This is a genomic window from Streptomyces sp. NPDC043427 (assembly GCF_056436655.1).
Genome location: NZ_JBWKCC010000033.1, coordinates 58038 through 83700, shown reverse-complemented (window position 1 = coordinate 83700; position 25663 = coordinate 58038). Strand labels below are relative to the sequence as shown.

22 protein-coding genes are annotated in these 25663 nt (G+C 71.5%); 12 read left to right on the top strand and 10 right to left on the bottom strand.

All coding sequences use genetic code 11. The features are described 5' to 3' along the window. Window positions 1-60: 60 nt before the first annotated feature. Window positions 61-507: an NUDIX hydrolase gene (locus AC067M_RS37340; protein ID WP_478701466.1), complete on the bottom strand. Its 447-nt coding sequence runs from the start codon at window positions 505-507 to the stop codon at window positions 61-63. Window positions 508-699: 192 nt separating this feature from the next. On the opposite strand from AC067M_RS37340, the gene AC067M_RS37335 reads away from it, so the two are divergent. The 4 genes from AC067M_RS37335 to AC067M_RS37320 all read left to right on the top strand — a co-directional run bounded on the left by AC067M_RS37335 (window position 700) and on the right by AC067M_RS37320 (window position 6420). After that, window positions 700-4008 (top strand): S8 family serine peptidase, encoded by a 3309-nt coding sequence (locus AC067M_RS37335; protein WP_478701465.1) that lies wholly within the window; start codon window positions 700-702, stop codon window positions 4006-4008. 557 nt (window positions 4009-4565) lie between these two features. Then, a complete protein-coding gene (locus tag AC067M_RS37330) occupies window positions 4566-5546 on the top strand; it encodes a LuxR C-terminal-related transcriptional regulator (protein ID WP_478701464.1) in 981 nt (326 codons plus the stop codon). Between the two features lie 115 nt (window positions 5547-5661). After that, on the top strand, window positions 5662-6021 hold the full coding sequence (locus tag AC067M_RS37325) for a hypothetical protein (RefSeq protein WP_478701463.1): 360 nt from the start codon (window positions 5662-5664) through the stop codon (window positions 6019-6021). A 141-nt stretch (window positions 6022-6162) separates the two neighbouring features. Next, a complete protein-coding gene (locus AC067M_RS37320) occupies window positions 6163-6420 on the top strand; it encodes a hypothetical protein (RefSeq protein WP_478701462.1) in 258 nt (85 codons plus the stop codon). A gap of 301 nt (window positions 6421-6721) precedes the next feature. Here AC067M_RS37320 and AC067M_RS37315 read toward each other — a convergent pair whose 3' ends face one another. After that, window positions 6722-7846, bottom strand: coding sequence for a hypothetical protein (locus AC067M_RS37315; RefSeq protein ID WP_478701461.1), 1125 nt, complete (start codon window positions 7844-7846; stop codon window positions 6722-6724). 1 nt (window position 7847) lies between these two features. After that, window positions 7848-8384, bottom strand: coding sequence for an RNA polymerase sigma factor (locus AC067M_RS37310; protein WP_208298931.1), 537 nt, complete (start codon window positions 8382-8384; stop codon window positions 7848-7850). A 365-nt stretch (window positions 8385-8749) separates the two neighbouring features. On the opposite strand from AC067M_RS37310, the gene AC067M_RS37305 reads away from it, so the two are divergent. After that, window positions 8750-9766: an aspartate-semialdehyde dehydrogenase gene (locus tag AC067M_RS37305; protein ID WP_478701460.1), complete on the top strand. Its 1017-nt coding sequence runs from the start codon at window positions 8750-8752 to the stop codon at window positions 9764-9766. 134 nt (window positions 9767-9900) lie between these two features. Then, a complete protein-coding gene (locus tag AC067M_RS37300) occupies window positions 9901-11103 on the top strand; it encodes a TerD family protein (protein WP_478701459.1) in 1203 nt (400 codons plus the stop codon). 75 nt (window positions 11104-11178) lie between these two features. Here AC067M_RS37300 and AC067M_RS37295 read toward each other — a convergent pair whose 3' ends face one another. Further along, the gene (locus AC067M_RS37295; RefSeq protein WP_478701458.1) at window positions 11179-11679 is read right to left on the bottom strand and encodes a DUF1203 domain-containing protein; all 501 of its coding nucleotides are present in this window, start codon (window positions 11677-11679) and stop codon (window positions 11179-11181) included. 165 nt (window positions 11680-11844) lie between these two features. Between AC067M_RS37295 and pepN the strand changes: the two genes are divergently transcribed. Beyond that, the gene (gene pepN, locus AC067M_RS37290) at window positions 11845-14427 is read left to right on the top strand and encodes an aminopeptidase N (protein ID WP_478701457.1); all 2583 of its coding nucleotides are present in this window, start codon (window positions 11845-11847) and stop codon (window positions 14425-14427) included. Between the two features lie 128 nt (window positions 14428-14555). Here pepN and AC067M_RS37285 read toward each other — a convergent pair whose 3' ends face one another. Next, window positions 14556-15476, bottom strand: coding sequence for an EamA family transporter (locus tag AC067M_RS37285; RefSeq protein WP_478701456.1), 921 nt, complete (start codon window positions 15474-15476; stop codon window positions 14556-14558). A gap of 31 nt (window positions 15477-15507) precedes the next feature. Then, window positions 15508-16794, bottom strand: coding sequence for an MFS transporter (locus AC067M_RS37280; protein WP_478701455.1), 1287 nt, complete (start codon window positions 16792-16794; stop codon window positions 15508-15510). Between the two features lie 110 nt (window positions 16795-16904). Between AC067M_RS37280 and AC067M_RS37275 the strand changes: the two genes are divergently transcribed. Then, window positions 16905-17438, top strand: coding sequence for a MarR family winged helix-turn-helix transcriptional regulator (locus AC067M_RS37275; RefSeq protein WP_478701454.1), 534 nt, complete (start codon window positions 16905-16907; stop codon window positions 17436-17438). Between the two features lie 62 nt (window positions 17439-17500). On the opposite strand, the gene AC067M_RS37270 is transcribed toward AC067M_RS37275, so the two are convergent. From AC067M_RS37270 to AC067M_RS37260, 3 genes are all read right to left on the bottom strand, one after another. Continuing rightward, the gene (locus AC067M_RS37270) at window positions 17501-17776 is read right to left on the bottom strand and encodes a hypothetical protein (protein WP_478701453.1); all 276 of its coding nucleotides are present in this window, start codon (window positions 17774-17776) and stop codon (window positions 17501-17503) included. Between the two features lie 394 nt (window positions 17777-18170). After that, the gene (gene malQ, locus AC067M_RS37265; protein ID WP_478701497.1) at window positions 18171-19790 is read right to left on the bottom strand and encodes a 4-alpha-glucanotransferase; all 1620 of its coding nucleotides are present in this window, start codon (window positions 19788-19790) and stop codon (window positions 18171-18173) included. Window positions 19791-20296: 506 nt separating this feature from the next. After that, the gene (locus tag AC067M_RS37260) at window positions 20297-20518 is read right to left on the bottom strand and encodes a hypothetical protein (protein WP_478701496.1); all 222 of its coding nucleotides are present in this window, start codon (window positions 20516-20518) and stop codon (window positions 20297-20299) included. Window positions 20519-20782: 264 nt separating this feature from the next. Between AC067M_RS37260 and AC067M_RS37255 the strand changes: the two genes are divergently transcribed. The 3 genes from AC067M_RS37255 to AC067M_RS37245 are packed head-to-tail and all read left to right on the top strand — an operon-like array spanning window position 20783 to window position 23426. Next, window positions 20783-21316: a PadR family transcriptional regulator gene (locus tag AC067M_RS37255; RefSeq protein ID WP_478701452.1), complete on the top strand. Its 534-nt coding sequence runs from the start codon at window positions 20783-20785 to the stop codon at window positions 21314-21316. Further along, entirely contained in the window at window positions 21313-22011 is a 699-nt protein-coding gene (locus AC067M_RS37250; protein WP_478701451.1) for an ABC transporter ATP-binding protein, read from the top strand. Before AC067M_RS37255 ends, AC067M_RS37250 begins: the two co-directional genes overlap by 4 nt. Beyond that, on the top strand, window positions 22008-23426 hold the full coding sequence (locus AC067M_RS37245) for an FtsX-like permease family protein (RefSeq protein ID WP_478701450.1): 1419 nt from the start codon (window positions 22008-22010) through the stop codon (window positions 23424-23426). Before AC067M_RS37250 ends, AC067M_RS37245 begins: the two co-directional genes overlap by 4 nt. A 103-nt stretch (window positions 23427-23529) precedes the next feature. On the opposite strand, the gene AC067M_RS37240 is transcribed toward AC067M_RS37245, so the two are convergent. Continuing rightward, window positions 23530-24066: an HNH endonuclease gene (locus AC067M_RS37240; protein WP_133926226.1), complete on the bottom strand. Its 537-nt coding sequence runs from the start codon at window positions 24064-24066 to the stop codon at window positions 23530-23532. A 322-nt stretch (window positions 24067-24388) separates the two neighbouring features. Here AC067M_RS37240 and AC067M_RS37235 point away from each other — a divergent pair, with 322 nt between their 5' ends. Beyond that, window positions 24389-25495 (top strand): mechanosensitive ion channel family protein, encoded by a 1107-nt coding sequence (locus AC067M_RS37235; RefSeq protein WP_478701495.1) that lies wholly within the window; start codon window positions 24389-24391, stop codon window positions 25493-25495. The last annotated feature ends 168 nt before the right edge of the window (window positions 25496-25663 follow it).

The following is a 25663-nucleotide window of genomic DNA, read 5'->3' as shown; positions in this document are numbered from 1 at the left end:
CTCGGCGGACGGCCCGAAAGCGGTCACTCCGTGTTCACCTTCCGGGGAACGACAGGGGGACTACGCCCGTCCGCCCGCCGGGCGTTCCCGCCACAGCCGCAGTCCCGCGTCGACCAACGGGATGCGCCGCAGCCCGGTGACCGCGTCCAGGTCCTGCCAAGCCGCGAGGTCGGTCGATCCGTTGACCTCGTTGCGCAGGTCGCCGCCGACGATCCGGGCCTCGTAGAGGAGGCGGACGCCGTGGTGGTCGGTGGGCCGGCGCAGGAGGCGGCCCGGGAAGGTGCGGCGCAGGGAGTTGACGCCGAGGAGGGCGGTGACCTCGACGCGGTAGCCGGTCTCCTCCTCGACCTCGCGGACGACGGTGTCGTAGGGGTCCTCGCCGTGTTCCATGCCGCCGCCGGGCAGGACCCACTCGGGGGTGCCGTCGGGGGCGGGTGAGCGGGCGAGCAGGATGCGGCCGTCGCGGACGCAGATGGCGTAGGCCGCGACCCTCAAGTTCTTGCGCACCCCGGGACGTTAGCCTGCCGGTCCGGCCACGCGCGATGCATATTTCGGCGATTCAGGACTCAAACGGCAAAACCGATCGGGGGTTTTCCCCATACGTCCATATCGATTCGGTCAACACTCCCCAAACATCTGTTCCTTGGGTAAAGCTTTGCGGTCGTTCGACGCACGCTCCTTTACCTACAAGGGATGCCGATGAGCCTCACCCCCCAGCGCGATCCGAGAACGGGCACGAGACGCGTGGCCCGCATAGCCGTGGCCGCGGGTCTGGTCGCCGCGCTCTCCGCGGCCGGGCAGATACCCGTGGCCTTCTCCGCGGAGGAGACCCCGACCACCGCCGACCCCGGCGTCAAGTCCGCCCATGAAAAGCTCGGTTCGGACGACGCCGACCTGCTCGCCGAGGCCAAGGCCGACGGCGACAAGAACATCACGCTGATGGTCGCGACCGCTCCCGGGCAGACCGAGAAGGTCGCCGAGGAGCTGGACGCCGTAGACGGCGGACTGGTCGGCAAGCGGGACGACAAGCTCGGTTACGTCCGGGCCACCGTTCCCACCGCGAAGGCGGACAAGACCCTCGCGGCGGCGCTGAAGCTCTCCTCCGTCCAGGCGATCGACCTCAAGCAGGAGATCAAGCTGGACGACCCGGCCCCGGACGCCACGGCCGGCAAGGCCGCCCAGGGCTCGTCGGCGGCGGGCGCCGGATACCCGGCGCCGGACAAGAACACGCCGGCCGTGAACCCGTACAACCCGTCCTTCGAGACGGGCGCGGTCTCCTTCGTGAAGGACCACCCGACGTACGACGGCCGTGGCGTGACCATCGGCATCCTGGACTCGGGTGTGGACATCGCCCACCCGGCGCTGCAGAAGACCACCACCGGCGAGCGCAAGATCGTCGACTGGGTGACGGCCACCGACCCGGTCGCCGACGCGGACGGCACCTGGCTGCGGATGAACTCCCCCGTGACCGGGCCGGTGTTCACGGCCGGCGGCAAGACCTGGCAGGCGCCCGCGGGCGCCTTCACGTTCCGTACGTTCGCGGAGTCGGCCACCCTCGGTGGCGACATGGCCGGTGACCTCAACCGGGACGGCGACACCACCGACGTGTGGGGCGTGCTGTACGACGCGGCCGCCGGCACGGTCCGGGTGGACCTCGACGGCGACGCCGACTTCACCGACGAGAAGGCGCTGAAGCCCTACAAGGACGGCTTCCAGGTCGGCTACTTCGGTACGGACAACCCGGCCACGCCGATCGCCGAGCGCATCCCCTTCGTGGTCGAGACCCGCAAGGACGTCGTCTACAACGCGGCCGGCGACAAGTCCGACTACGTCAACATCGGTGTCATCGAGGGCCGGCACGGCACGCACGTCGCGGGCATCACCGCCGCGGGCAGCCTCTTCGGCGGCAAGATGACCGGCGCGGCGCCCGGCGCCAAGCTGGTCTCCTCGCGCGCCTGCACCTGGACCGGCGGCTGCACCAACATCGCGCTCACCGAGGGCATGATCGACCTCGTCACCAAGCGCGGCGTCGACATCGTCAACATGTCGATCGGCGGTCTGCCGCCGCTGAACGACGGCAACAACGCCCGCGCCCAGCTCTACACGCGGCTCATCGACACCTACGGCGTCCAGCTGGTGATCTCCGCGGGCAACGAGGGCCCCGGCATCAACACCATCGGCGACCCCGGCCTCGCCGACAAGGTGCTCTCCGTCGGCGCCTCCGTCTCCAAGGAGACCTGGGCCGCCAACTACGGCTCGGTCGTGAAGAAGAAGTACGCGATGTTCCCGTTCTCCTCGCGCGGCCCGCGTGAGGACGGCGGCTTCACCCCGACCATCACCGCCCCCGGCGCGGCGATCAACACGATCCAGACCTGGGCGCCCGGTGCCCCCACCGCCGAGGCGGGCTACACGCTGCCGCCCGGCTACGCCATGCTCCAGGGCACCTCGATGTCCTCCCCGCAGGCCGCGGGCGCGAGCGCGCTGCTGCTGTCCGCCGCCAAGCAGCGGAAGATCGAGCTGTCGCCGCTCACCCTGCGCACCGCGCTGACCAGCACCGCGCGCCAGATCAAGGGCGTGCAGGCGCATGAGCAGGGCGCCGGTCTGATGCGGATCGTGCAGGCCTGGGACGCCATCAAGAACGGCGCCACCGCCCACGACTACGCCGTGAAGGCCCCGGTCGACACCGCGATCGACCAGCTCCTGGCGACCCCCGGCTTCGGCACCGGCCTCTACGACCGCGAGGGCGGCCTGAAGGTCAACCAGAAGAAGACGTACGACGTGACCATCACCCGTACGTCCGGGCCCGACCGTCCGGTCCGGCACGAGCTGGAGTGGAAGAACAACGACGGCACGTTCCGTCTCCTCGGCGACGACGACATCGTGCTGCCGCTGAACAAGCCGGTCACCGTCAAGGTCCAGGCGCGGGCGAAGTCGGCGGGCGTGCACAGCGCCATCCTGGAGGCCGACGACGAGCGCACCGAGGGCGTGGACAAGCAGATCCTCGCCACGGTCGTCGTCTCGAAGCCGCTGGCGAAGCCGTCGTACGCGGTGTCCGCCTCGTCCTCCGTGCAGCGCAACAGCTCCACGTCGTACTTCGTGACGGTGCCGGAGGGTGCGAAGACCCTTGAGGTGGCGCTCGGCGGGCTGAAGGAGAAGAGCCAGACGCGGTTCATCTCCATCCACCCCCAGGGTGTGGCCGTCGAGGACAGCGCGACGATCTACTGCTACTCGGACTACTCGGTGCCCTCCGACCCCAACACCTGCCGTCCCGACCTGCGGACGTACGTAGACCCGCAGCCGGGCGTCTGGGAGATCGAGGTCGAGTCGCGGCGTACCTCGCCCTACCTCGACAACCCCTACAAGCTGGACGTGTCGGTGCTCGGCACCGCCTTCGACCCGGCCGTGACGACGATCCCCGAGGCGAAGATCGGCACGCCGATCGCAGCCGACTGGACCGTGACCAACGCGTTCGCGGCCATCGAGGGCAAGCTGCAGGGCGGCTCGCTGGGCTCGGCGAAGCTGGAGACGCCGACCATCGCGCACCGTGAGGTCCAGACGAAGACCGTGGAGGTGCCGGAGGGCGTCGAGCGCTTCGACATCTCCATCGGTGACGTCTCCGACGCGGCCGCCGACCTCGACCTGGTGGTGCTCAAGGACGGCGTGACGGTCGGTCAGTCCGCTGACGGCGACTCGGAGGAGGCGGTCAGCCTCACCAAGCCCGCCGCCGGTACGTACACGGTCCGCATCGACGGCTACAGCGTGCCGTCCGGTTCGACGACGTACGCCTACAAGGACGTGTACTTCTCGTCCACGCTGGGCTCGGTGAACGTCGATGCCGGCAAGACCGTCTCGCTCGCGAGCGGTGCCTCCGCGAAGGTCTCCGCCGAGGTCCTGGTCCGCTCGGCCGCCGCGGCCGGCCGGCAGTTCTTCGGCGAGGTCCGGCTGGTCAACGGCCGCGGCACGGCCGCCGGTCTCGGCACCGTCGTCATCGAGAAGGTCACTGGCTGACGGTGATCCCAGTGGGCCTCCAGTGGGCCCGTAGTGGTCCGCTGGTGGCCTCTGGTGATCCCAGGGTGGGCCGCGCCGGTCATGCGCGGCCCACTCCGGGCACGGTCACGGCACGGGCGCTCCCCTGTGGCGTCCCTACCGCTTCCGTGTGCGCGGGGCGGATGTTCCCTCGGAGCGTCCGCCCCCGCCCCTTTCCGCCCGTGGCGGTTCCCCCTCGCCACGGACCCCTCACTGCCCGACGGTCAGCGCCCAGCGCACCCCGGAACCCGCGGTGACCTGGAGCTCGGCGTCCTTGGGCGCTACCTCGACATCCGTGAACTCCCTTTCAGAGAGGGGTGATCGGCTGATGCCGAGAGACCGGGAAGTAGCCGGAACCTGTCTTCCGTTTCCCGGTGCACCCGACACTAGAGCCACTCGACCCCCGAGGGGGCGCCTGTTGCCTGGCACCCGGCGGCCATGGCCGGGGGCTGCCATCGAAGAACTTCCGACGCCTCGAACGGAGGATCGGATACCGTCAGCCACGCGACTTGACCAGTCACCGTTTCTGTGGGGGAACCATGCTGGAGACCATCGGCATCGACAGACCGACCCACGACGTCTACCGGGCCCTGCTGCTGCACCCCTCCTGGACCCTGGAGGACATCGCGCGGGAGACCGGTCTCGCCTCCGCCGAGGTCCGTGCCGCGCTCGACCGGCTCACCCAGCTGTCCCTGCTGCACGAGGCCGCCGACCACCAGTTCGTGCCCGTCAGCCCCGACGTCAGCCTCTCCCCCCTGCTTCTGCGCAAGGAGGCCGAACTCGACGAGCAGCGGGCCCGGTTGTCCCAGGAGCGGGCCGCGCTGGCCGCGCTCACCTCCGAGTACGCGACGTTCGCCGCGCACCGGGGCGGCAGCGGGGTGGAGCGGCTGGAGGGCGTCCACGCCGTACGGGTACGGCTGATGGAGCTGGCCCACCAGGCCACCAGCGAGGTGCGCACCTTCGTCCCCGGCGGGGCGCTCAGCGCGGCGGCACTCGAGGCGGGCCGTCCGCTGGACGAGCAGAACCTCGCGCGCGGGGTGCGGATGCGGACCGTCTATCTGGACAGCGTCCGCAACGACCCCGCGACCGTCTCCTACGCCACCTGGCTCGCCTCCGTCGGCGGTGAGACCCGCACGGTCCCCATGCTGCCGATGCGGATGATCCTCTGCGACCACACGACGGCGGTGATCCCCATCGACGCCGAGGACAGCAGGCAGGGAGCGCTGCTGATCCGGTACCCCAGCATGGTGCAGGCGCTGGAGGAACTGTTCGACCTGGTCTGGGAGAAGGCGGTGCCGCTCGGCACGGCACCGCAGAGCACCGCCGAGGACGCGCCGAGCGACCGGGAGACGGCCCTGCTCAAGATGCTCGCCGCGGGTCTGACCGATGAGGGGATCGCCCGCAAGATGGGGGTCTCACTGCGCACGGTCCGCCGCAACACGGCCGACCTGCAGAAGCGGCTGGGGGTGCTGAGCCGGTTCCAGGCGGGCGCGGAGGCGGTACGGCGCGGGTGGCTGTGACGGGTGCGATGTGCCTTTCGGAGGTCTTGCGGGGGCTGGCCGCTCCCTGCCATGACCAGGGGCTGACACGTTCACGCGGGAGGTGTGGACGTGTCTCTTGCCTAGGGTCGATCGGGTGTACGCAGTCAAGGTCGTCCTCCTGCCCTTACCCGATCCCGGCTACCCCGACGGTCCGGGACCGCCCGCCGCCGTGCCCGGTGACCGGAGGCTCGACGCGATCGCCCAGTACCTCAGGGCCGCCCCGCAGCCCGGCATCGCGCACGTCACGCTGACCCCTTGGGGTGGCCGACTGGTGGGCATGACCTTCGTCGAGGCCGCGAGCCTGGACGAGGCGGTGGTCAGGGCCCGGTACGGGTGGGAGCAGTGGCTGGGCCTCCCGGGTCTGCTGCCCGACTGGGTGCTGAACGACTGCCGGCCCGACCGCTATCTGAGCGCCCACGGGCACACCCGGGCGACGGGCCGATGGCTGGCATGACGATGCCATGGCCGCCTGAGGCCACAAGGATTTGCTGACAGGGACATGAGCACACCCGGATGATCGATCCCAGAACGACGCACGACGTGCGTACGACTCAGAACGTACGACGACCGGCACCGAGAAATGCAGAGGCAGAGAATGAGACAGGTCACCGGCCGAGCCGTCCGGATCGCCCTCGGCACCGCGGCAGCCATCGCGACGCTGGCGCTTCCGCTGGCCCTCGGCACCCTCCACGCCACCTCGGCGGACAGCGCTCCGTCCGTACGGGCCGGGCAGGCACCGCCCGCGGCGGTCACCCCGGACGACGGTGACCTGCCCAAGCTGCCCAAGCCGCCCAAGCCGAAGGGGCCGGGTGACGACACCGGCAGCTGGGTGTGGGACAGGGAAGAGGTGTAAGGCCGACATCGGTCGGGGGGCGGGCGTCCGTGGGGGACGCCCGCCCCCTGTTTGTTCCTGTGCGGTTGTTCCCCAGTGCCGTGCCGGGCGTCGTGAGCCGGCGCTCCCTGATCCGGCCTGATCCAAACGAAAGACCCTAGGGGGCTTCTGACGGATCTCCGTGGAGGAAGGAGCGGCGTCCGGTGCGTGCTCTCGGTGTGCCGGCCGGAAGCCCTCGTACTGGGCGTACTTGGGCTTTCGGCTGGTGCGGCGAGAGTACGTGCCGGGCGTCGCGACGCCGCGGAGATCCGTCAGAAGCCCCCTAGGGGCAGGGCGTGCCGTGCGACTGCGGCAACGCCCGTTGTACGGCGCCCCGTTCACGGGCGATCTGCTGGGCACCGACGATCCACACGTCCGGGGAGGCGGAGCCGCGGGAGATGCCGACGAGGACGTGGTCGCCCTCGCTCAGCAGGGGGTCCGTGTCGGAGTCCAGCACGAAGCCGACCTCGTCCTTGCCCCGCTCGGGCTTGTAGAAGTGGGTCACGCGCAGGGTGACGCGTTCCTCGCCGCTGCCGGAGTCACGGACCACCTTCGTCACGTCGCCCTCCACGACGAGACGGGCGCAGGCGAGATAACCGGGGCTGCCGAGGGCACTGCCGTCGGCGGCCTCCGCGTTCGCACCCGACTTCGAGCTGCCGGAAGCCGTGGAGGCACTGGAGTCGTCCGCCCCGCCCCCGGCCTGAACGAGCAGCCATCCCAGCCCGCTCACCATCGCACCGGCCACCGCCACACCGACGGCCCCGAGGGCGAGGGGGAGCAGACGGCGCCGGGGCCGGGAGGGCCGCCGCACCAGCCGCGTCTCCCGGGAGGGAGCAGCGGGCCGCCGGGAGGGCTCCGCCGCGGCCTCCCCCGCGGGCTCCGTCAGCATCTCGGCGATGACCCCCAACTGCTCCCGCAGCAACGCCACATCACCCACGGCCGACCGGTACCCCGCCACAAACCCAGCATCCCCGCGCGCCCCCTCCGGCAGGGGGTCACCCGTGATCGCGACCATCAACGCGTCCATGCCGTCATAGACCTCGCAGCCGTCATGGCTCGGGGAGCTGCCACGGCTCGGGAAGCCGTCATGGCCCGGGGAGCCGTCATGGCCCGGAGCGCCCTCATGGCTCGGGGGGCCACCGTGCCCGGTGGAGCTGTCGCGGGTCAGGGAACCTTCGCGGCCGTGCGAGCCGTCCTGGCCGGGAGAGCCTTCACGGCCCAGGGTGTCCTGGTGCCCCGTACAACCGCCCCGGCCCGACACCTCGTCCTGGCCGGGAGAGCCCTCGCGCCCCGGCGTTCCGTCATGGCCCAGGGAGCCCTTGTGGCCCGGCGAGCCCTCCTGTCCCGGCGAGCCCTCGTGGCCCAGCGAGTCATCGGGGGCCGGTGTGTTGTTGTGTTCGGCGGGCATGTCAGACCACCTCGTGTTCGTGCAGGCGGGCGCGCAGGGCGCGGACTGCCGTGTGGAGGCGGCTTTTGACCGTGCCCTCGGGGACGCCGAGTTCCTCGGCGATGGAGCGGACCGGGAGGTCGGCGTAGAAGCGCAGGACGAGGACCTGGCGCTGGGCGTCGGGCAGCTCGTCGAGGCCCTGGGCGACGGCGAGGGAGAGGAGGCTGGTGTCCTCGCCGGAGGGGTGCTCGAGCTGGCGCAGGGAGGCCAGGCGCTCCCCGATCCGCTCCTGGCGGCGCTTGGCGCGGTGCCAGTCCATGGCCAGGTTGGAGGCGACGACCGCCGCCCACGCCGACACGTCCCGCGGCGCCTCCCGCCCGTCGGCGGCCCGTTCCAGCAGCCGCAGGCGGACCTGCTGCACCCCGTCCAGCAGGTCCGCCTGCGGCACCCCGCCCAGCGCGAGCACCGCCCGCACCCGGCGTTCCTGCGCCGCGTCCAGGGGGTCGTCGCGCACCTCGTCCCCCTGGCCGCGGCGGGCCTTTCTGCGCAGCACAGCCACCCCTCCCCCAGGACCCGTCCCGGCCGCGTTTCCCCTATGACGCCGCTGTGGGGCGAAACGTTCGCCCCGTGCGGCCGGATTTTCCGCCGGAATCTCCGCGCGGGGGACAGAGGTGTACGTCACACCGCCGAGTGTCCGGTGCCTGACCGGGCAGGCTAGCTTGCGGTCCGGGGCCGTCTGCGGGCGAATATCTCCAGCTCAGCCGGGGTGCACACCGCAGGTCCGCAACCAGCCGTCGGATCGTCGCGTCCCATTCCTCGGGCGGGCGGCGCAAAGAATTGGACAGGCGGGTCGGGGTCGGCCGCATGATGGAAAAACCTCGGCCGGGCAACAGGCACGTGAAGAGACAGACAAAGGGAGTCGCCGTGAGGGTCGGAATCATCGGAGCCACCGGGCAGGTCGGCACGGTCATGCGCAGGATCCTCAAGGAACGCGACTTCCCGGTCACCGAGCTGCGCCTGTTCGCCTCGGCCCGCTCCGCGGGGAGCGTCCTGGACGGCGTGACGGTGGAGGACGCGGCGACCGCCGACTACACCGGCCTGGACATCGTGCTGTTCTCGGCGGGCGGCGCGACCTCGAAGGCGCTGGCCGAGAAGGTCGCCGCGCAGGGCGCCGTGGTGATCGACAACTCCTCGGCGTGGCGCAAGGACCCGGCCGTACCCCTGGTCGTCTCCGAGGTGAACCCGCACGCGGCCACCGACCGCCCCAAGGGGATCATCGCCAACCCGAACTGCACGACGATGGCCGCGATGCCGGTGCTGAAGCCGCTGCACGAGGAGGCGGGCCTGGAGGCGCTGGTCGTCGCCACCTACCAGGCGGTCTCCGGCTCGGGTCTCGCGGGCGTGGCGGAGCTGCACGGCCAGGCGCAGAAGGTGATCGACGACGCCGACAAGCTCACCCACGACGGCGACGCGGTCGACTTCCCCGAGCCGTCCGTCTACAAGCGTCCGATCGCCTTCAACGTGCTGCCCCTCGCCGGCAACATCGTCGACGACGGCCTGAACGAGACCGACGAGGAGCAAAAGCTCCGCAACGAGTCCCGCAAGATCCTGGAGATCCCCGGCCTGAAGGTCTCCGGCACCTGCGTGCGTGTCCCGGTCTTCTCCGGCCACTCCCTCCAGATCAACGCCCGCTTCTCGCGCCCTATCAGCCCGGAGCGCGCCCAGGAGCTGCTCGCCGGCGCCCCCGGGGTCGCCCTCTCCGACATCCCGACCCCGCTGCAGGCGGCCGGGCAGGACCCGTCCTACGTCGGCCGCATCCGCCGCGACGAGACGGTCGACAACGGCCTCGCCCTGTTCGTCTCCAACGACAACCTCCGCAAGGGCGCCGCGCTGAACGCCGTACAGATCGCGGAACTCGTGGCAGCCGAGCTCAAGCGCTGACGCACACGTTTTCCAGGGGGCGGGCGCCGAAAAGGCACCGCCCCCTTTCCGTACCCTCCCCTCCTCTCCGGTTTTCGCTTCCGGACCAAGGGAATCCGGCCCTGTATGCCCGGTGTTCGTGTGACGATCACGTCATGACCCAGATGGCCAAGGGCGGCAACCTGCCCGTCCCCGTGGAAGCGCTGCAGGTGGCGGTGACCTGGCAGCAGGGGCCCAGCGTTCCCGATGTGGATGTCTCGGCGCTGTTGCTGGACGCGTCGGGGCGGGTCCGCTCGGATGCCGACCTGGTCTTCTACAACCAGCCGGCGCATCCCTCCGGGGCCGTGCGGCACCTGGGGAAGGGGCAGGGGGCCGGCGGCGCGAGCGCGGACTGGCTGTGGCTGGATCTGGCGGCCGTGGAGCCCGCGGTGGACCGTGTCGTGGTGGCCGCCTCCGCCGACGCCGGAACGTTCGGGCAGATACCCCTGCTGGACGTGCGGGTCGCGTTGCCGGCCGGGCAGCCGGTCGCGTCCTTCGCGATCGACGACGCGAGCTCGGAGACGGCGTTCGTCTTCGGCGAGTTCTACCGCAGGAACGGCACCTGGAAGTTCCGCGCGGTCGGCCAGGGCTACGACTCCGGCCTTGCCGGCCTCGCCACCGACTTCGGTATCACCGTGGAGGACGAACCGGCCGACCAGGCGCCTACGCCTCCGCCGCCTCCCCCACCCGCGCACCCACCGGCGCCCCACGCCCCGGCCCCGGCCATGGACCCCGACCAACAGCTCGCGGCCGAGCTCACCGCCGCGTTCCCCGCCTTCGTCCACCAGGGCTCCGGCAAGCAGCGCGTCACCTGCCCGCCGAACCTGCCGCCCGGCGTCCGCGTGGTCGTCGAGATCGAGTGCCGGGACAGTATCTCCGTGAGCGTGGACACGTGCGACGTGTACGGCCGCAGCGACCAGAACCTGCTGGCCGCCTATGAGGACGAGGTCCACGGCCGTACGGTCGCGATGGTCCCCGAGGACCGCCCGCTCTCCCTGCTCGTGCGGGCCGACACGCCCTGGACACTGCGGGTACTGCCGCTCGGCCACGCCCGGCGCCTGCACCACAGCCTCAACGGCCGAGGCCCGGACCTGCTGTTGTACGAGGGCGGGGCGGGCGTGCTGTCCTTCGTGCACCAGGGCGAGAGCAACTTCGCCGTCTGGCAGCACATCCGCTCCACCCTGCCCGACATGCCCGAGGACGAGGAGCACCTGCTCGTCAACGAGGTCGGCCGCCTCGACGTACTGGCCCCGGTGGAGCGCCCCGGGCTGCTGCGCATCGAGGCGGACGGGGCGTGGCGGGTCGGGGTCGGCGGCTGAGCGGCCGGGGCCGGTTCGAGGGAGCCATCGGCCACCGCGCCCTCAGCCACCGCACCCTCAGCCACGGCGCACCCGTCAGCCGCGACGCACCTCGTACAGGAAGCAGCCGTACTCGACGGCCCTGACATGGACCAGCGCGACCTCGGGGTCGGCGAACGCCTCGGCGAAGGCCGACTCGAACCCTTCGGGGTCCTCGACGAGCCGTCCGCCCAGGATGTGCCCGTCTGCGGAGTAGCGGCGGACGGTGCGGTGGGAGCCGGTGAACGGCAGACCGTCCCCCGCCGGGCCCTCGCACGCGCGCGCGTGGATGAAGACGGGGCCCTGCTCGTCGTACGGGCCGGGATCCGCGGCGGTCTCGGCCGCCCAGCGGCGCAGGGGGGCGTAGGAGACGAGGGCGAGCAGTTCGCCGGGCTCGCTGTGGCGCAGACAGCAGCGCAGCGGGGAGCCACCCTCCTCGTCGGTCACGGGGACGGCGGGACTGCCCGCGTCGTCGGTGGAGCGCAGCTCGGCGAGGGTGTCCGCCGGGATGGGCCGAGGGGTGTGAGCGGCGGTGCAGGTGGTGGTCCGGGTCGTCATGCGTCGAGCCTCCCGCGCACCTCTCCCGCAGCACCGGCGGATTCGCGACATCACGTTCGCGCGGCCATGAGTGAGGGAAGCGGATCGACGGGCACGTGATCGTCGCCCCCCGCGTTGTTCGCGTGGAAGGATGGCGCAACCCACACATAACGAGGAGATGACCGCGTGCCTGGCACAAACCTGACTCGCGAAGAGGCGCAGCAGCGGGCGAAGCTGCTCACCGTTGACTCGTACGAGATCGATCTCGACCTTTGCGGCGCGCAGGAGGGCGGTACCTACCGGTCCGTGACCACGGTGCGCTTCGACGTCGCGGCGGACGGCATGGAGAACGGGACCGCGGAGTCCTTCATCGACCTGGTCGCTCCGACGGTCCATGAGGTGACGCTCAACGGGGACGCCCTGGACCCCGCCGAGGTGTTCAAGGACTCCCGGATCGCCCTGCCGGGGCTGCTGGAGGGGCGCAACGTGCTCCGCGTGGCCGCCGACTGCGCGTACACCAACACCGGTGAGGGTCTGCACCGGTTCGTCGACCCGGTGGACCAGCAGGCCTATCTGTACACGCAGTTCGAGGTGCCGGACGCCCGCCGGGTCTTCGCGAGCTTCGAGCAGCCGGACCTGAAGGCCACCTTCCAGTTCACGGTGAAGGCGCCCGACGGCTGGACGGTCGTCTCCAACTCGCCCACGCCCGAGCCCAAGGACAACGTCTGGGAGTTCGCGCCGACGCCGCGCATCTCGTCGTACATCACCGCGCTGATCGTCGGCCCGTACCACTCGGTGCACAGCGTGTACGAGAAGGACGGGCAGAGCGTCCCGCTCGGTATCTACTGCCGGCCCTCCCTCGCCGAGTACCTCGACTCGGACGCCGTCTTCGAGGTGACCCGGCAGGGCTTCGAGTGGTTCCAGGAGCGGTTCGACTACGCGTACCCGTTCGAGAAGTACGACCAGCTGTTCGTGCCGGAGTTCAACGCGGGCGCGATGGAGAACGCGGGCGCGGTCACCATCCGCGACCAGTACGTCTTCCGGTCGAAGGTGACGGACGCGGCGTACGAGCTGCGGGCGGAGACGATCCTGCACGAGCTGGCCCACATGTGGTTCGGCGACCTGGTCACCATGGAGTGGTGGAACGACCTGTGGCTGAACGAGTCGTTCGCCACGTACACGTCGATCGCCTGCCAGGCGGCCCACCCCGAGTCGCGCTGGCCGCACTCCTGGACCACGTTCGCCAACTCCATGAAGACGTGGGCGTACCGCCAGGACCAGCTGCCGTCGACGCACCCGATCATGGCGGAGATCAACGACCTGGAGGACGTGCTCGTCAACTTCGACGGGATCACGTACGCCAAGGGCGCGAGCGTGCTGAAGCAGCTGGTCGCGTACGTCGGTGAGGACGAGTTCTTCCGGGGTGTGCAGGCGTACTTCAAGGCGCACGCGTTCGGCAACACGCGCCTGTCCGACCTGCTGGGCGCCCTGGAGGAGACCTCGGGCCGCGACCTGAAGTCCTGGTCGAAGAGCTGGCTGCAGACGGCCGGCATCAACATCCTGCGCCCGGAGATCGAGACCGACGAGAACGGCGTGGTCACCTCCTTCGCCATCCGCCAGGAGGCCCCCGCCCTGCCCGCCGGCGCCAAGGGTGCGCCGACTCTGCGCCCGCACCGCATCGCCATCGGCCTGTACAACCTCGACGACAGCGGCAAGCTGGTGCGCGACGAGCGCATCGAGCTGGACGTCGACGGCGAGCTGACGGCCGTGCCGCAGCTGGCCGGCAAGCGCCGCGCGGATGTCGTCCTGCTCAACGACGACGACCTGTCGTACGCCAAGGTCCGCCTGGACGAGAAGTCCCTCGCGTTCGTCACGGAGCACCTCGGCGACTTCGAGTCGTCCCTGCCGCGTGCCCTGTGCTGGGCGTCGGCGTGGGACATGACGCGGGACGCCGAACTGCCCACCCGCGACTACCTCTCCCTGGTGCTGTCCGGCATCGGCAAGGAGTCCGACATCGGCGTGGTGCAGTCGCTGCACCGCCAGGTGAAGCTGGCGATCGACCTGTACGCCGACCCGACCGCCCGTGAGGCGCTGCTGACCCGCTGGACGGACGCCACGCTGGCCCACCTGCGCGCGGCGGCGCCGGGCAGCGACCACCAGCTGGCGTGGGCGCGCGCCTTCGCGGCGACGGCTCGTACGCCGGAGCAGCTGGACCTGCTGGACGCGCTGCTCGAAGGCACCCAGACCATCGAGGGTCTGGTCGTCGACACCGAGCTGCGCTGGGCGTTCGTGGAGCGTCTGGCGGCCGTGGGCCGGTTCGACGAGACGGAGATCGCGGGCGAGTACGAGCGGGACAAGACGGCGGCCGGCGAGCGCCACGCGGCGACCGCCCGCGCCGCGCGCCCGACGGCGGAGGCCAAGGCCGAGGCGTGGGCGTCGGTCGTCGAGTCCGACAAGCTCCCGAACGCCCTGCAGGAGGCGGTCATCGGCGGCTTCGTCCAGACCGACCAGCGCGAGCTGCTCGCCCCGTACGCCGACCAGTACTTCGAGGTGGTCAAGGGCATCTGGGAGTCCCGCTCCCACGAGATGGCCCAGCAGATCGCCGTCGGCCTCTACCCGTCCGTCCAGGTCTCCGAGGAGACCTTGCTCAAGACGGACACCTGGCTGGCCTCCGCCGAGCCCAGCGCGGCCCTGCGCCGCCTGCTCTCGGAGAACCGGTCGGGCGTGGAGCGCGCGCTGAGGGCCCAGGCCGCGGACGCGCAGCAGTAGACGTCGGTACGTGTGTTGTGAGGGGCGCCCGGTGCCATGCCAGGCGCCCCTCGCTCCAGGGTCTCTCGTTTGGATCAGGCCGGGCTCGCCGGGTCCGGCCTGATCCAAACGAAAGACCCTAGGACGTCCTACCGGCGCGACGCCGTCGTCAGCGGGTTGCTCCCCGAGGAGACGACCGGTACGGTCGGCCGCCGCCGACCGCCCGCCCCCAGCTGCCCCGCCACCGTCGCCCCGAACGCCAGGGCCATGCCCGCCAGTTGGACCGGCGTCAGCTCCTGCCCCAGGGCGGCCCAGCCGACCACGGCGGCGGTCAGCGGGGAGAGCGGCCCGAGGAAGGTGACCTGGGTGGCGGTGAGACGGCCGATGCCGCGGAACCAGAGCCAGTAGGAGACGGCCGTGTTCGCCAGCGCGAGATAGAGGTAGCCGCCGATCGCCCGCCCGTCCAGCGCGGGCGGGGCTCCCTCGACCAGCAGGGCGACCGGGGCGATGAGCAGGCCACCGGCGGTGAGCTGCCAGCCGGTGAGGGCGAGCGGGCCCACCCCCTGCGGGCGGCCCCACTTCTTGGTCAGCACGGTGCCGGCCGACATGGACGCGGTGGAGGCGAGGGCCGCCGCCACACCGAGCGCGTCCAGCGCCCCGGCCGCCTTCAGCACGACGAGGCTGACCCCGAACGCGGCCACGGCACCGGTCATCAGGGTCCGTACGGTAGGCCGCTGCCCCAGCACCAGCGCCGAGAGCCCGACGACGAACAGCGGCCCGACCGAGCCGACGACGGCCGCCATGCCGCCGGGCAGCCGGTACGCGGAGAGGAACAGGAGCGGGAAGAACGCGCCGATGTTCAGCGCGCCGAGCACCGCCGCCTTCCACCACCAGGCACCGCGCGGCAGCACCCGGGCGAGGGCGAGCAGCACCAGCCCGGCGGGCAGGGCGCGCACCAGGCCGGTGAACAGGGGACGGTCGGGCGGGAGGAACTCGGTGGTGACGGCGTAGGTGGTGCCCCAGGAGACGGGAGCCAGAGCGGTCAACAAGGGGGTCGCGAGCCGTCGCATGGCCGGGTGCCTTTCGTAGAGTGCGGGTGGTTTACGCGGTGGCGGCAGCGGGAGAGGCCGCCGCACCCTGGGCGACGGTCACCGGCACGGGCCGGACCGCCTCCGCCGGCAGATGACGCTCCACACGGAGCAGCAGCCCCGCGGCGACGGCCGAGGTGACGATCAGGACGGCCCACGGCACCCGGCCGTCGACGGCGAGCAGGGCCGTGAACAAGGACGGCGCCACCGTCTTCGCCAGCGACCAGGACATCTGGTAGGCCGCCATGTACCGGCCGCGCACCTCCTCGGGCGCCGCGGCCACGGCGAGCACCTCGGCGGCGGGGCTGTGGACCAGTTCGCCGAGCGTGTGGACGAGGACCACGGCGGCCAGGGCGGTGCCGAGGACCGCGGTGGAGCCGGGACGCAGAGTGCCGAGCACGATCTGCGCGGCGAACGCGACCGCGAACAGGCCACCGCCGAGGGCGGCGGCCCGGGTGCGCCGGGCGCCGGTCCGCCGCACCCGGGCGCCCACGTACACCCCGGCCACCGCGCACACCACCGTGTTGAGGGTGAACGCGGCCCCGGAGAGCGCGGCGGGCCCCCGCAGCCACTCCACGACGAACAGCGGGACGAGCACCGAGAGGGCCGAGTAGTTCAGCGCGTTGAGGAAGTTGGCACCCGTGACGACAAGAAAGGGCCGGTCGCCGAGGACGAGCCGGTACCCGGCGCCCGTACGCCGCCCCTGCGCACCCCCGCCTGTCCGCACCGGCCGGAGCGGGCGCAGCAGCAGCGCGGCGAGGGCGAAGCAGAGGGCGTTGCCCCAGGCGGTCCAGGTGTAGCCGGTCCCGCCCGCGAAGGCGATGACCAGCGTGGCGGTCAGCGCCCCGGCCCCGTACCCGGCGTTCTGCAGCGCACGAGTGACGGCTTGGAGGCGGTCGAGCCCGGCCCCGCGCGCCACCTCACCGAGCAGGGTCTGCTGTACGGCGGGAAAGGCTCGGTCGGCGGCCGCGGTGACCAGGGCGACGGCCGCGAACGCGGCGAGGGAGTGGGCGAAGGGGTAGAGCACGAACCCCACCACGCGCACGCCGTACAGCGCGTACTGCACGCGCTTGGCGCCGTACCGGTCGACGGTCGCCCCGACGAGCGGGAGGAGGGCGAGGCCCACGAGACCCGTGGCGGTGAGCACGGCGCCGACGACGGTGAAGGACAGCCCGGTGACGTGGTGGAAGAACACCAGCGTGAACGGGACGTACATGCCGGTCGCGACACCGTTGACGGCGGCGGTGACCGGCAGGGCCCACCGCCCCGGCAGGGACGCCGTGCTGACCTCACCCGTCATGACGAGAACCCTCTCCGAAAGTAACTTAACAGAAAGTAGCTTAGCGCTAAGCAACTTTCCGTCAAGCTACTTTCTTGCGGCCGAGCGAAGTCGGGCCGGATACTGCCCCCATGTCCCAGAGCCACCCACCGCAGCCCCCCGCCCCCCGAGACCCGGTGGACGCGATCATCGAACAGTGGGCGGCCGTCCGCCCCGACCTCGACACCCGGGCGATGGAGGTCTTCGGCCGCGTCTACCGCCTCTCCCGCGCGATGGGCGACCGCGTGGAGCAGGCGTACGCCCGCTTCGGGATCTCCCGGGGCGAGTTCGACGTCCTCGCCACCCTGCGCCGCTCCGGCGAGCCGTACACCCTCTCCCCCCGCCAGCTCTCGGCGACCCTCATGCTCACCACCGGCGGCATGACCGGCCGCCTCGACAAGCTGGAACGCGCCGGCCTACTGCGCCGCTCCCCCGACCCGCACGACCGCCGCGCCCTGCACGTCACCCTCACGGACAAGGGCCTGACCCTGATCGACGAGGCGGTCGGCGCGGGCCTGGCCGTCCAGACGGAGGCCCTGGCCTCGGCCCTGAACGACGAAAAGGCCGGCCAACTGGCCGACCTTCTACGTGAATTGCTCGCGGGAACACAGGCCCCACCGAGTTAGCCACCACACAACAGGGCGCCGCCCCGTACGACGGGAACGGCGCCTTGGAGAGACGCAGGGCGTCAGGCGCTCGCGTTCGCCTCGGACTTGCCCTTCGCCTTCACCTTCGGCTCACGGTCCGTCGACCTGTCAAGGACCATCACGAGCCCGGTGATCACCGCGAAGATCACAAGCGGGGCCAGGACGTACAGGCCCAGCGTCTCGACGACGCTCAGGCCCTGACCGGGGTCGTCGCCGTCGTCGCGGGTCAGCGCGAGCGCGGGGGACGACATGAGCAGCATCATCAGCGTCGTACCGGCAGCCAGGGCGCCGGCGCGCAGGGCGTTCTTCTTGTCCACAGTGCAAAAGTAGCGAACGCCGTCAGCACGTGCGCGCCCGGGGTGCCGTATGAGAGGCGCCGGACGCCGGAGGCCCCCGTTCCCCTGCAGGAAACCGCCCCCGGGTGAGCCACGCACCCCGACGCTGACAAGCCACCACTCGCGCCCAGGCGGTAGACGCCGGTGGGCCGGTGAGGGCCACCGGAAGCCCTACGAAGGGGATGCCGCCCTACGGCGGGAGCGGGGTGTGGCGGTGCGGCGCAGCCCGTCGCTCAGCTGGTCTCCACGCCGGTCCACTGTGGCAGCGATCAGAGGGGCGCGACCCGCGACGGGCTCGCCGCACCGCCACACCCCCGACCCACCCACCGGCCCTCGCACGGCCGGCCCTCGCACGACGCCCCTCGCACGGCCACCCCTACCCCTCCCTCAACACCTCCACCAACGCCCGCACCCGCGGAGAAGCCGCCAGCTCCTCCAGCGTCACCGGCCGACCGCCCGCGTCAGCGATCGGGAGGCGCCAGTTCGGGTACTGATCCCACGTACCAGGCAGATTCTGCGGGCGCCGGTCGCCGATGGTGTCGGGGAGCCAGACGCCGAGCATGCGCGCAGGCGTACGCCGCAGAAAGCGGTGGACGGCCTGGATCTCGGCCTCCTCCGACGACCCCCCGAGCCCCCCGGACGCCCCGTCCAGCAGGCCGAGCTCAGCGAGCAGCGCCAACCACTCCCCCGTGTCCGCCGCCGCCTCCGCCCGCTCCGTCTCGACATCCCGGGTCAACAACCCCAGGGTGTCCCGCAGTTCGACATGCTCACCAGCCAGCCGAGCCGCAGTGGGCGGCAGATCATGCGTCGTGGCGGTGGCAAGACAGTCGGCCCGCCACCCCTCAGGGCGCAGCGGCCGCCCGTCCCCCTCCCAGTCCCGCTCGAACCACAGCACCGACGTCCCCAGCACCCCCCGCTCCCGCAAAGCCTCCCGCACCCCCGGCTCCACGGTCCCCAGGTCCTCCCCGATCACCACCGCCCCGGCCCGCGAAGCCTCCAGCATCAGGATCGCCAGCATCGCCTCGGCGTCGTAGCGAACGTACGTCCCCTCCGTAGGCGGCTCCCCCTGCGGCACCCACCACAACCGGAACAGCCCCATGACGTGATCGATACGCAGCGCACCCGCGTACCGGAACAGGGCTCGCAGAAGATCGCGGTACGGGGCATACCCCGACTCGGCCAGCCGGTCAGGACGCCAGGGCGGCAGCCCCCAGTCCTGGCCGCGCGCGTTGAACGCGTCCGGCGGCGCCCCCACGGACATCCCCTCAGCGAAGTACGCCTGCTGCGCCCACGCGTCCGACCCCTCAGGATGCACACCGACCGCCAGGTCGTGCACGATCCCGACCGGCATCCCCGCCTCCCGAGCCGCCCGCTGAGCACCGGCGAGCTGAGTGTCGGTGAGCCACGCAAGCCGACAGTGGAAGTCGACCCGCTCCATCAACTCCGCGCGCGCACGCGCCGTCTCCGCCGAGCGAGGATCCCGCAGCCTCACGGGCCACTGTCTCCAGTCCGCCCCGTGCACCTCCGCGAGGGCGCACCAGGTCGCATGGTCCTCGAGCGCCTGCCCCTGCTCGGCGAGAAAGTCGCAGTAGTCGGCCAGACGGCCGGGCCCGAGCGGCACCTCACACAGAAGCTCAAGCGCCTCCCGCTTGAGCTCCCACACGGCGTCCCGGTCGATCAGCGCACCCTTCTCCAGCACGGCTTCCCGCAACCGCCGGGCCTGCCCCAACAACACCCGCACACGCTCAACGGAACCACCGGAACCACCCGCATCACCACCCGAACCACCACCCCCCACCACATACGCGTACTCCGGAACATCCTCAACCCGCAGATGCACCGGATCGGGAAACCGCCGAGAGGACGGCCGATAGGGAGACGGATCGGTCGGACGCCCGGGAACAGCCGCATGCAACGGATTGACCTGCACGAACCCGGCCCCCACGGCCCGCCCGGCCCACCCCGCCAACTCACGCAGGTCCCCGAGGTCCCCCATCCCCCAGGACCGCCGGGACAGCAGGGAGTAGAGCTGCACAAGCAGCCCGTACGACCGAGAGGCGGCCGCAGGCAACCGCGGCGGCGCCACGACAAAAAGGACCGCGCCGCGCGCCCGTCCGGCGCGGTCGCGGTCAGAACATGAACCCCGGCCGGGAGGTCTTCGACATCGCCGCGAACCTCACCCTGCTCGGTCTCGACACGCAATCGAGTCCCCTCGGGCAACCCGGCAAGCACAGCCGGCACGGCAGGCGCCTCGGCACCACCCCACACGACGACGGTCGGCGGCAACAGCCGCTCACTCAGTTCCCGCTCCCGCTCCGCCAGCGCGGCCAGCGTCGCCTCCGGCGTACCGGCGTCGACGCCGAGGGCGGCCAGGGCGCGGACGACGGCCGCGGCGGAGGCGGTGACCGTGCGGTCCGGGGAGGGGCGGTAGGAGGTGGCGACGCCGTGCAGTTCGGCGAGCCGGGACAGGTCCTCACTGGGGACCGGCCGGGGTGGGGTCATCTACGGCCTCGTGGTGCCGGAGTCCAGGGCGGCGTCGGACTCACTGGTCAGGGGTGCCGCGTCGGAGAGCGGCGGCTCGCTCGTGAGCGGTTCGGCGTCGGGGAGGGGCGGTTCGCTGGTGAGGGGGGCTTCGGCGTGGGCCGACTCGGCGCTGAATATGCAGACGTCGCCGTCGGACTCGGCGCAGGACTTCGAGTAGGGCTTCGTACGGGGGGCGGGCACGCGTTTGGAGCGGGCGAAGAGAACGGGGTGTACCGGTGTGGCCACGAGGGCCTCCTTCGTCGACTACGGCTACGTACGGCTACGTATGGCTTCGTATTCGTCGTAACGGGTTATCGCAGCCCTACCCACCAGGCGCGAGGGCAGACGTATGAACCCCGAAAGAGACGCATGTTCCATCTCACCCCGACCCACCACACCCTCCTCACCAGGCTCACCGCCCCCCTCTATTCACTCAGTACATATACCGAGTGCATAATGATCCCCATGAGCACCCGTCACATCCTGCTGGGCCTGCTCGCTACCGGGCCGAGCCATGGCTACGACCTGAAGCGACGCCACGACGAACGCTTCCCGCAGGCCCGCCCGCTGGCCTACGGGCAGGTGTATACGACCCTTCAGCGCCTGGTCCGCGACGGCCTGGCGCAGGTCGAGGGCACCGACTCGGACGGCGGCCCGGAGCGGACGATGTACCGCTCGACGCACGACGGAGCGCGTGAGCTGACGCGCTGGGCCGGGGAGATCGCCCCGCCCGCGCCGTTCGTCACGAACGAGATCTTCGCCAAGGTCGTCGTCTCGATCCTGTCGAACGGCGATCCGGCCGCCTATCTACGGGCTCAGCGCACCGCCCACATGGAGCGGATGCGTGAGCTCACCGCGGTGAAGACAGCCAAGGGCGCGGATCTCGCGACCGTGCTCTCGGCGGACTACGCCCTCAACCACCTCGACGCCGACCTCCGCTGGATGACCACCACGGCGGCCCGGCTGATCACTCTGACCGCGGAGGTCGACGCAGCATGAGCAACAACGGGGGTACCTCGGTACCGCTCCTCGCGGGCCGTGACCTCGCCAAGGCACACGGCAGGTCGCAGGCGCTGCGCGGCGCCTCGCTGGAACTGCACGCCGGCGAGATCCTCGCCGTCACCGGGACGAGCGGCAGCGGCAAGTCCACGCTGCTGCACTGCCTCGCGGGCATCGTCCGCCCGGACGAGGGCTCGGTGGTGTACGCCGGGGAGCGGCTGGACCAGCTGTCCGAGAAGCGGCTGAGCGTACTGCGCCGTACGGACTTCGGCGTGGTCTTCCAGTTCGGGCAGCTGATCCCGGAGCTGACGGCCGTGGACAACGTGGCGCTGCCGTTGATGCTGGCCGGGGCCGCCCGCGCCGAGGCGCACACCCAAGGGGGCGAGTGGCTGGAGCGGTTCGGGGTGCGCGGGCAGGAGGGGCTGCGGCCGGGTGAGATGAGCGGCGGCCAGGCCCAGCGGGTCGCGCTGGCCCGGGCCCTGGTCACCGGCCCGAAGGTGGTCTTCGCGGACGAGCCGACGGGTGCGCTGGACTCGCTCGCGACGGAGCAGGTGATGACGGCGCTGATGCACACGGCGCGCGAGTCCGGGACGTCGGTGCTGCTGATCACGCACGACGCCCAGGTGGCGGCGTACGCCGACCGCGAGGTCCGGCTGATCGACGGCACGGTGGCACCGGCGGAGGTGACGGCATGAGCTCCGAGACACGCACAGGGGGGAGCCCCGGGAGCCCAGGGAGCCCCGGCATCGCGACCGACGTCCGGCTCGCCTGGCAGCTCACCCGCGGCTCCGACCGCCGTGAATGGTGGCGGGTCGGTCTCACGGCGGCCGGCGCCGCGCTCGCGACGGGCTTCGCGCTCGCCGCCACCGCGCTGGCCTCCCTCCGTGGGTCCTACCAGGTGCCCGTCGGCAACGGTCTGCTGAACAATCCGGGCGAGCGGTCCGGTGTGATCGTGAGCCTGCTGCTCCTCCTCGTGCCGGTGCTCGGCTTCCTCGGGCAGTGCGCCCGGATCGGTGCCGTGCACCGGGACCGGCGGCTGGCGGGGCTGCGGCTGGCCGGCGCCACGCCGGCGCAGGTGCGGCGGATCGCCGCGCTGGAGACGGGGCTGGCCTGTCTGCTGGGCTCGGCGCTCGCCACGGTCACCGCGCTGACGGTGCTGCTGAGCCGGTGGGACCACCCCGTCGCCCTCGCCTGGGTCGGGTTCGCGCTGGTCGCGTTGGGGGTGCCGGTGCTGGGCTCGGCGGCGGGCGCGCTGGCGCTGCGCCGGGTGGTGACGTCGCCGCTCGGCTGGGTGCGCCGGGTGCGGTCGAACTCGGGGCGGGGCCCGGGGCTGCTGTTCGTGGGGGCGGTTCTGCTGGTGGTGCTGCTGGCGCTCCTCGCCGTCGCGGGCACCTCGGGCAACCAGCCGGGCCGCAGTTACGGCCAGTTCCCGCTGCTGATGTTCGGCCTGGTCCTGGCGGTCGGCGCGGGCACGGTGTGGCTGGCGGGTGCCGCGGCCAAGGTCACCGGGCGGCTGCTGGCGGCCCGGGCCCGGTCGGCGGCGACCCTGATCGCGGCGGAGCGGCTGCGCGAGGACCCGTGGGCCGCGGCCCGCACCCACGCGGCAGTGCTGCTGGTGACGGTCGTCGGCACGGGCTTCGTGGGGATCCGGCAGACGCTCCTGACCGAGCTGAACGTCATGAAGGAGCGCAATGAGCTCGCGATGGACATGTCCTTCTACACGACGGGCCTGAACCTCACCGCCGCCGCGATCGCGGTCGCCCTCGCGATCACCCTCTCCGGGCTGGCCGTCGGCACCGCCGAGTCCCTGGCCAACCGCCGCCGGGGCCTCGCCGCACAGGCCGCCGCCGGAGTGCCGCGGACGGTGCTGGGCCGGGCGCTGCTGCTGGAGACCGCGCTGCCGTTGGCACCCGCGGTGGCCGTGGCGGGGGTCGGGGGCATGGCGATCGGTGTCTGGTACGCCTCGCTGCCCATGGACGCCCCCACGGGCGTGCCGTACGTCGCACTGCTGGTCCCGGTGGCCGTGTACGCGTGCTGTCTGCTGGCGGCGGCCACCTCACTGCCTCTGCTGCGCCGCTCGGTGCACCCGGCGGAGCTGCGTTACGTGTAGCACGCACGGAAGTGCACCGGAAAAGCGCGCGGAAGCGCACCAGGACAGCCCGCCCCGGGAGCGCAGGGGACCCTCGGGGCGGGCAATACGAAGGCCCGGATCGTCAGGCGGAGATGCCGTCGATCCGGGCCAGGGCGTCATCGGCGCCGTACGGTTGCAGGTACGGCATCCAGCGCGGGTCACGATGGCCGGTGCCGATGATGCGCCAGGCCAGGCCGGACGGCGGGGCGGGTTTGTGGCGGAGCCGCCAGCCGATCTCGACGAGGTGTCGGTCGGCCTTCACGTGGTTGCAGCGGCGGCAGGACGCCACCACGTTGTCCCAGACGTGCTTGCCCCCGCGGCTGCGCGGGATGACGTGGTCGACGCTGGTTGCGACGCCACCGCAGTACATGCACCGGCCCCCGTCGCGGGCGAAGAGCGCTCGACGGGTCAGAGGAACGGGCCCCCGATAGGGAACCCGGACGAATCGCTTGAGCCGGACCACGCTGGGTGCGGGGACTGTGACGGTTGCGCTGTGCATGAAGGCGCCGGATTCCTCCAGGGAGACAGCCTTGTTCTCCAGGACGAGGACGAGCGCGCGGCGGAGCGGTACGACGCCGAGCGGCTCGTACGACGCGTTGAGGACCAGGACATGCGGCACGGATGCCTCCTTGGGCGTCGGCGGCGCGTGGCTCGCGCCGGGACGATGTGCAGTCAGTCTCTCCTCATGCCTGGTGGAAGCGCCACCATGTCCCGGTAACGGGCTGGGAGTGTTTTCGACCACACCCTGATACATCCCCAGGATCATGACCGGTTCAAGCCCAGGTGAGCACAGTCTCTCCTTCACACATCGGTCCGTCCCCCACACAATGCCCCGTTAGTGTGGTGGTTCTGCCCGTCCGGTGACCGATCCGTGACTTGGACGACCTGACCGCCGTACCGGAACGGGTGGACCGTTGCACCTGGAGGTACCTGCCGTGTCCATGTCCCCTGCGGACGCCGTCGTACTGGCCGCCGGTTCGTCGCCGTCGCCCTCCCCGTCCCCCTCGGAGACGACGGCACCGACGGTGCCCACGCTCCAGGACGCCCAGGAGAGCGCGACGAACGCCGCCGGCTGGGTCGAGCAGAACTGGTCGACGTGGCTCGCGATCGGACTCAGGGTCCTGCTGATCCTGGTCATAGCGACGGTGCTCAGAGTGGTCGTGCGGCGGGCCATCACCAAGCTGATCGACCGCATGAGCCGCACGGCACAGTCGGTGGACGGCACGGCGCTGGGCGGTCTCCTCGTGAACGCCGAGCGGCGCAGGCAGCGCTCGCAGGCGATCGGCTCGGTGCTGCGCTCGGTGGCGTCCTTCCTGATCATGGGCACGGCCGCGCTGATGGTGCTGTCCACGTTCCAGATCAACCTCGCGCCGCTGCTGGCGTCCGCCGGTGTGGCCGGTGTGGCCATCGGCTTCGGCGCCCGCAACCTGGTGACAGACTTCCTCTCCGGCGTGTTCATGATCCTCGAGGACCAGTACGGCGTCGGCGACACGATCGACGCGGGCGTGGCCTCCGGCGAGGTCATCGAGGTCGGGCTGCGCGTGACGAAGCTGCGCGGCGACAACGGCGAGATCTGGTACGTCCGAAACGGCGAGGTCAAGCGCATCGGGAACCTGTCCCAGGGCTGGGCGACGGCCGGCGTCGACGTGACCGTGAAGGCGTCCGAGGACCTGGACCGGGTCAAGGCCATCCTCGACGAGGTCGCCGAGAAGATGAGCAAGGAAGAGCCCTGGAACGAGCTGTTGTGGAGCCCGATCGAGGTCCTCGGCCTGGACAGCGTGCTCCTGGACTCGATGGTCGTCCACATCTCGGCCAAGACCATGCCCGGCAAGTCCCTCACCGTCGCCCGTGAGCTGCGCTGGCGCGTCAAGCGGGCCTTCGACGCGGCGGACATCCGCATCGTCGGCGGCGCGACGGCCGTCCCCGAGGAGGAGGCGGCCCTCGACGCGACGGCGGCGGTCGCCGCCCCGTCGGTGTACGCGAACGCGGAGTCCCCCCAGTCCGCGGCGGCCTCCCCGATCGCCCAGCCGAGGCCGGCGGCGAAGTAGGCAGCGCCTTCACCTCAAAGGCGGCGCCCGGAGTGTTCCGGGCGCCGCCTCTTGTCGTTTCACACCCGCTCCATGCCATGAATCCGGCCAACGTCTCTTGACGGCCCCTCCGCGGCGGGCTTACCTTCCTCCCCACCGGATAGGAAACTTTCCTAACAGTGATCGTGG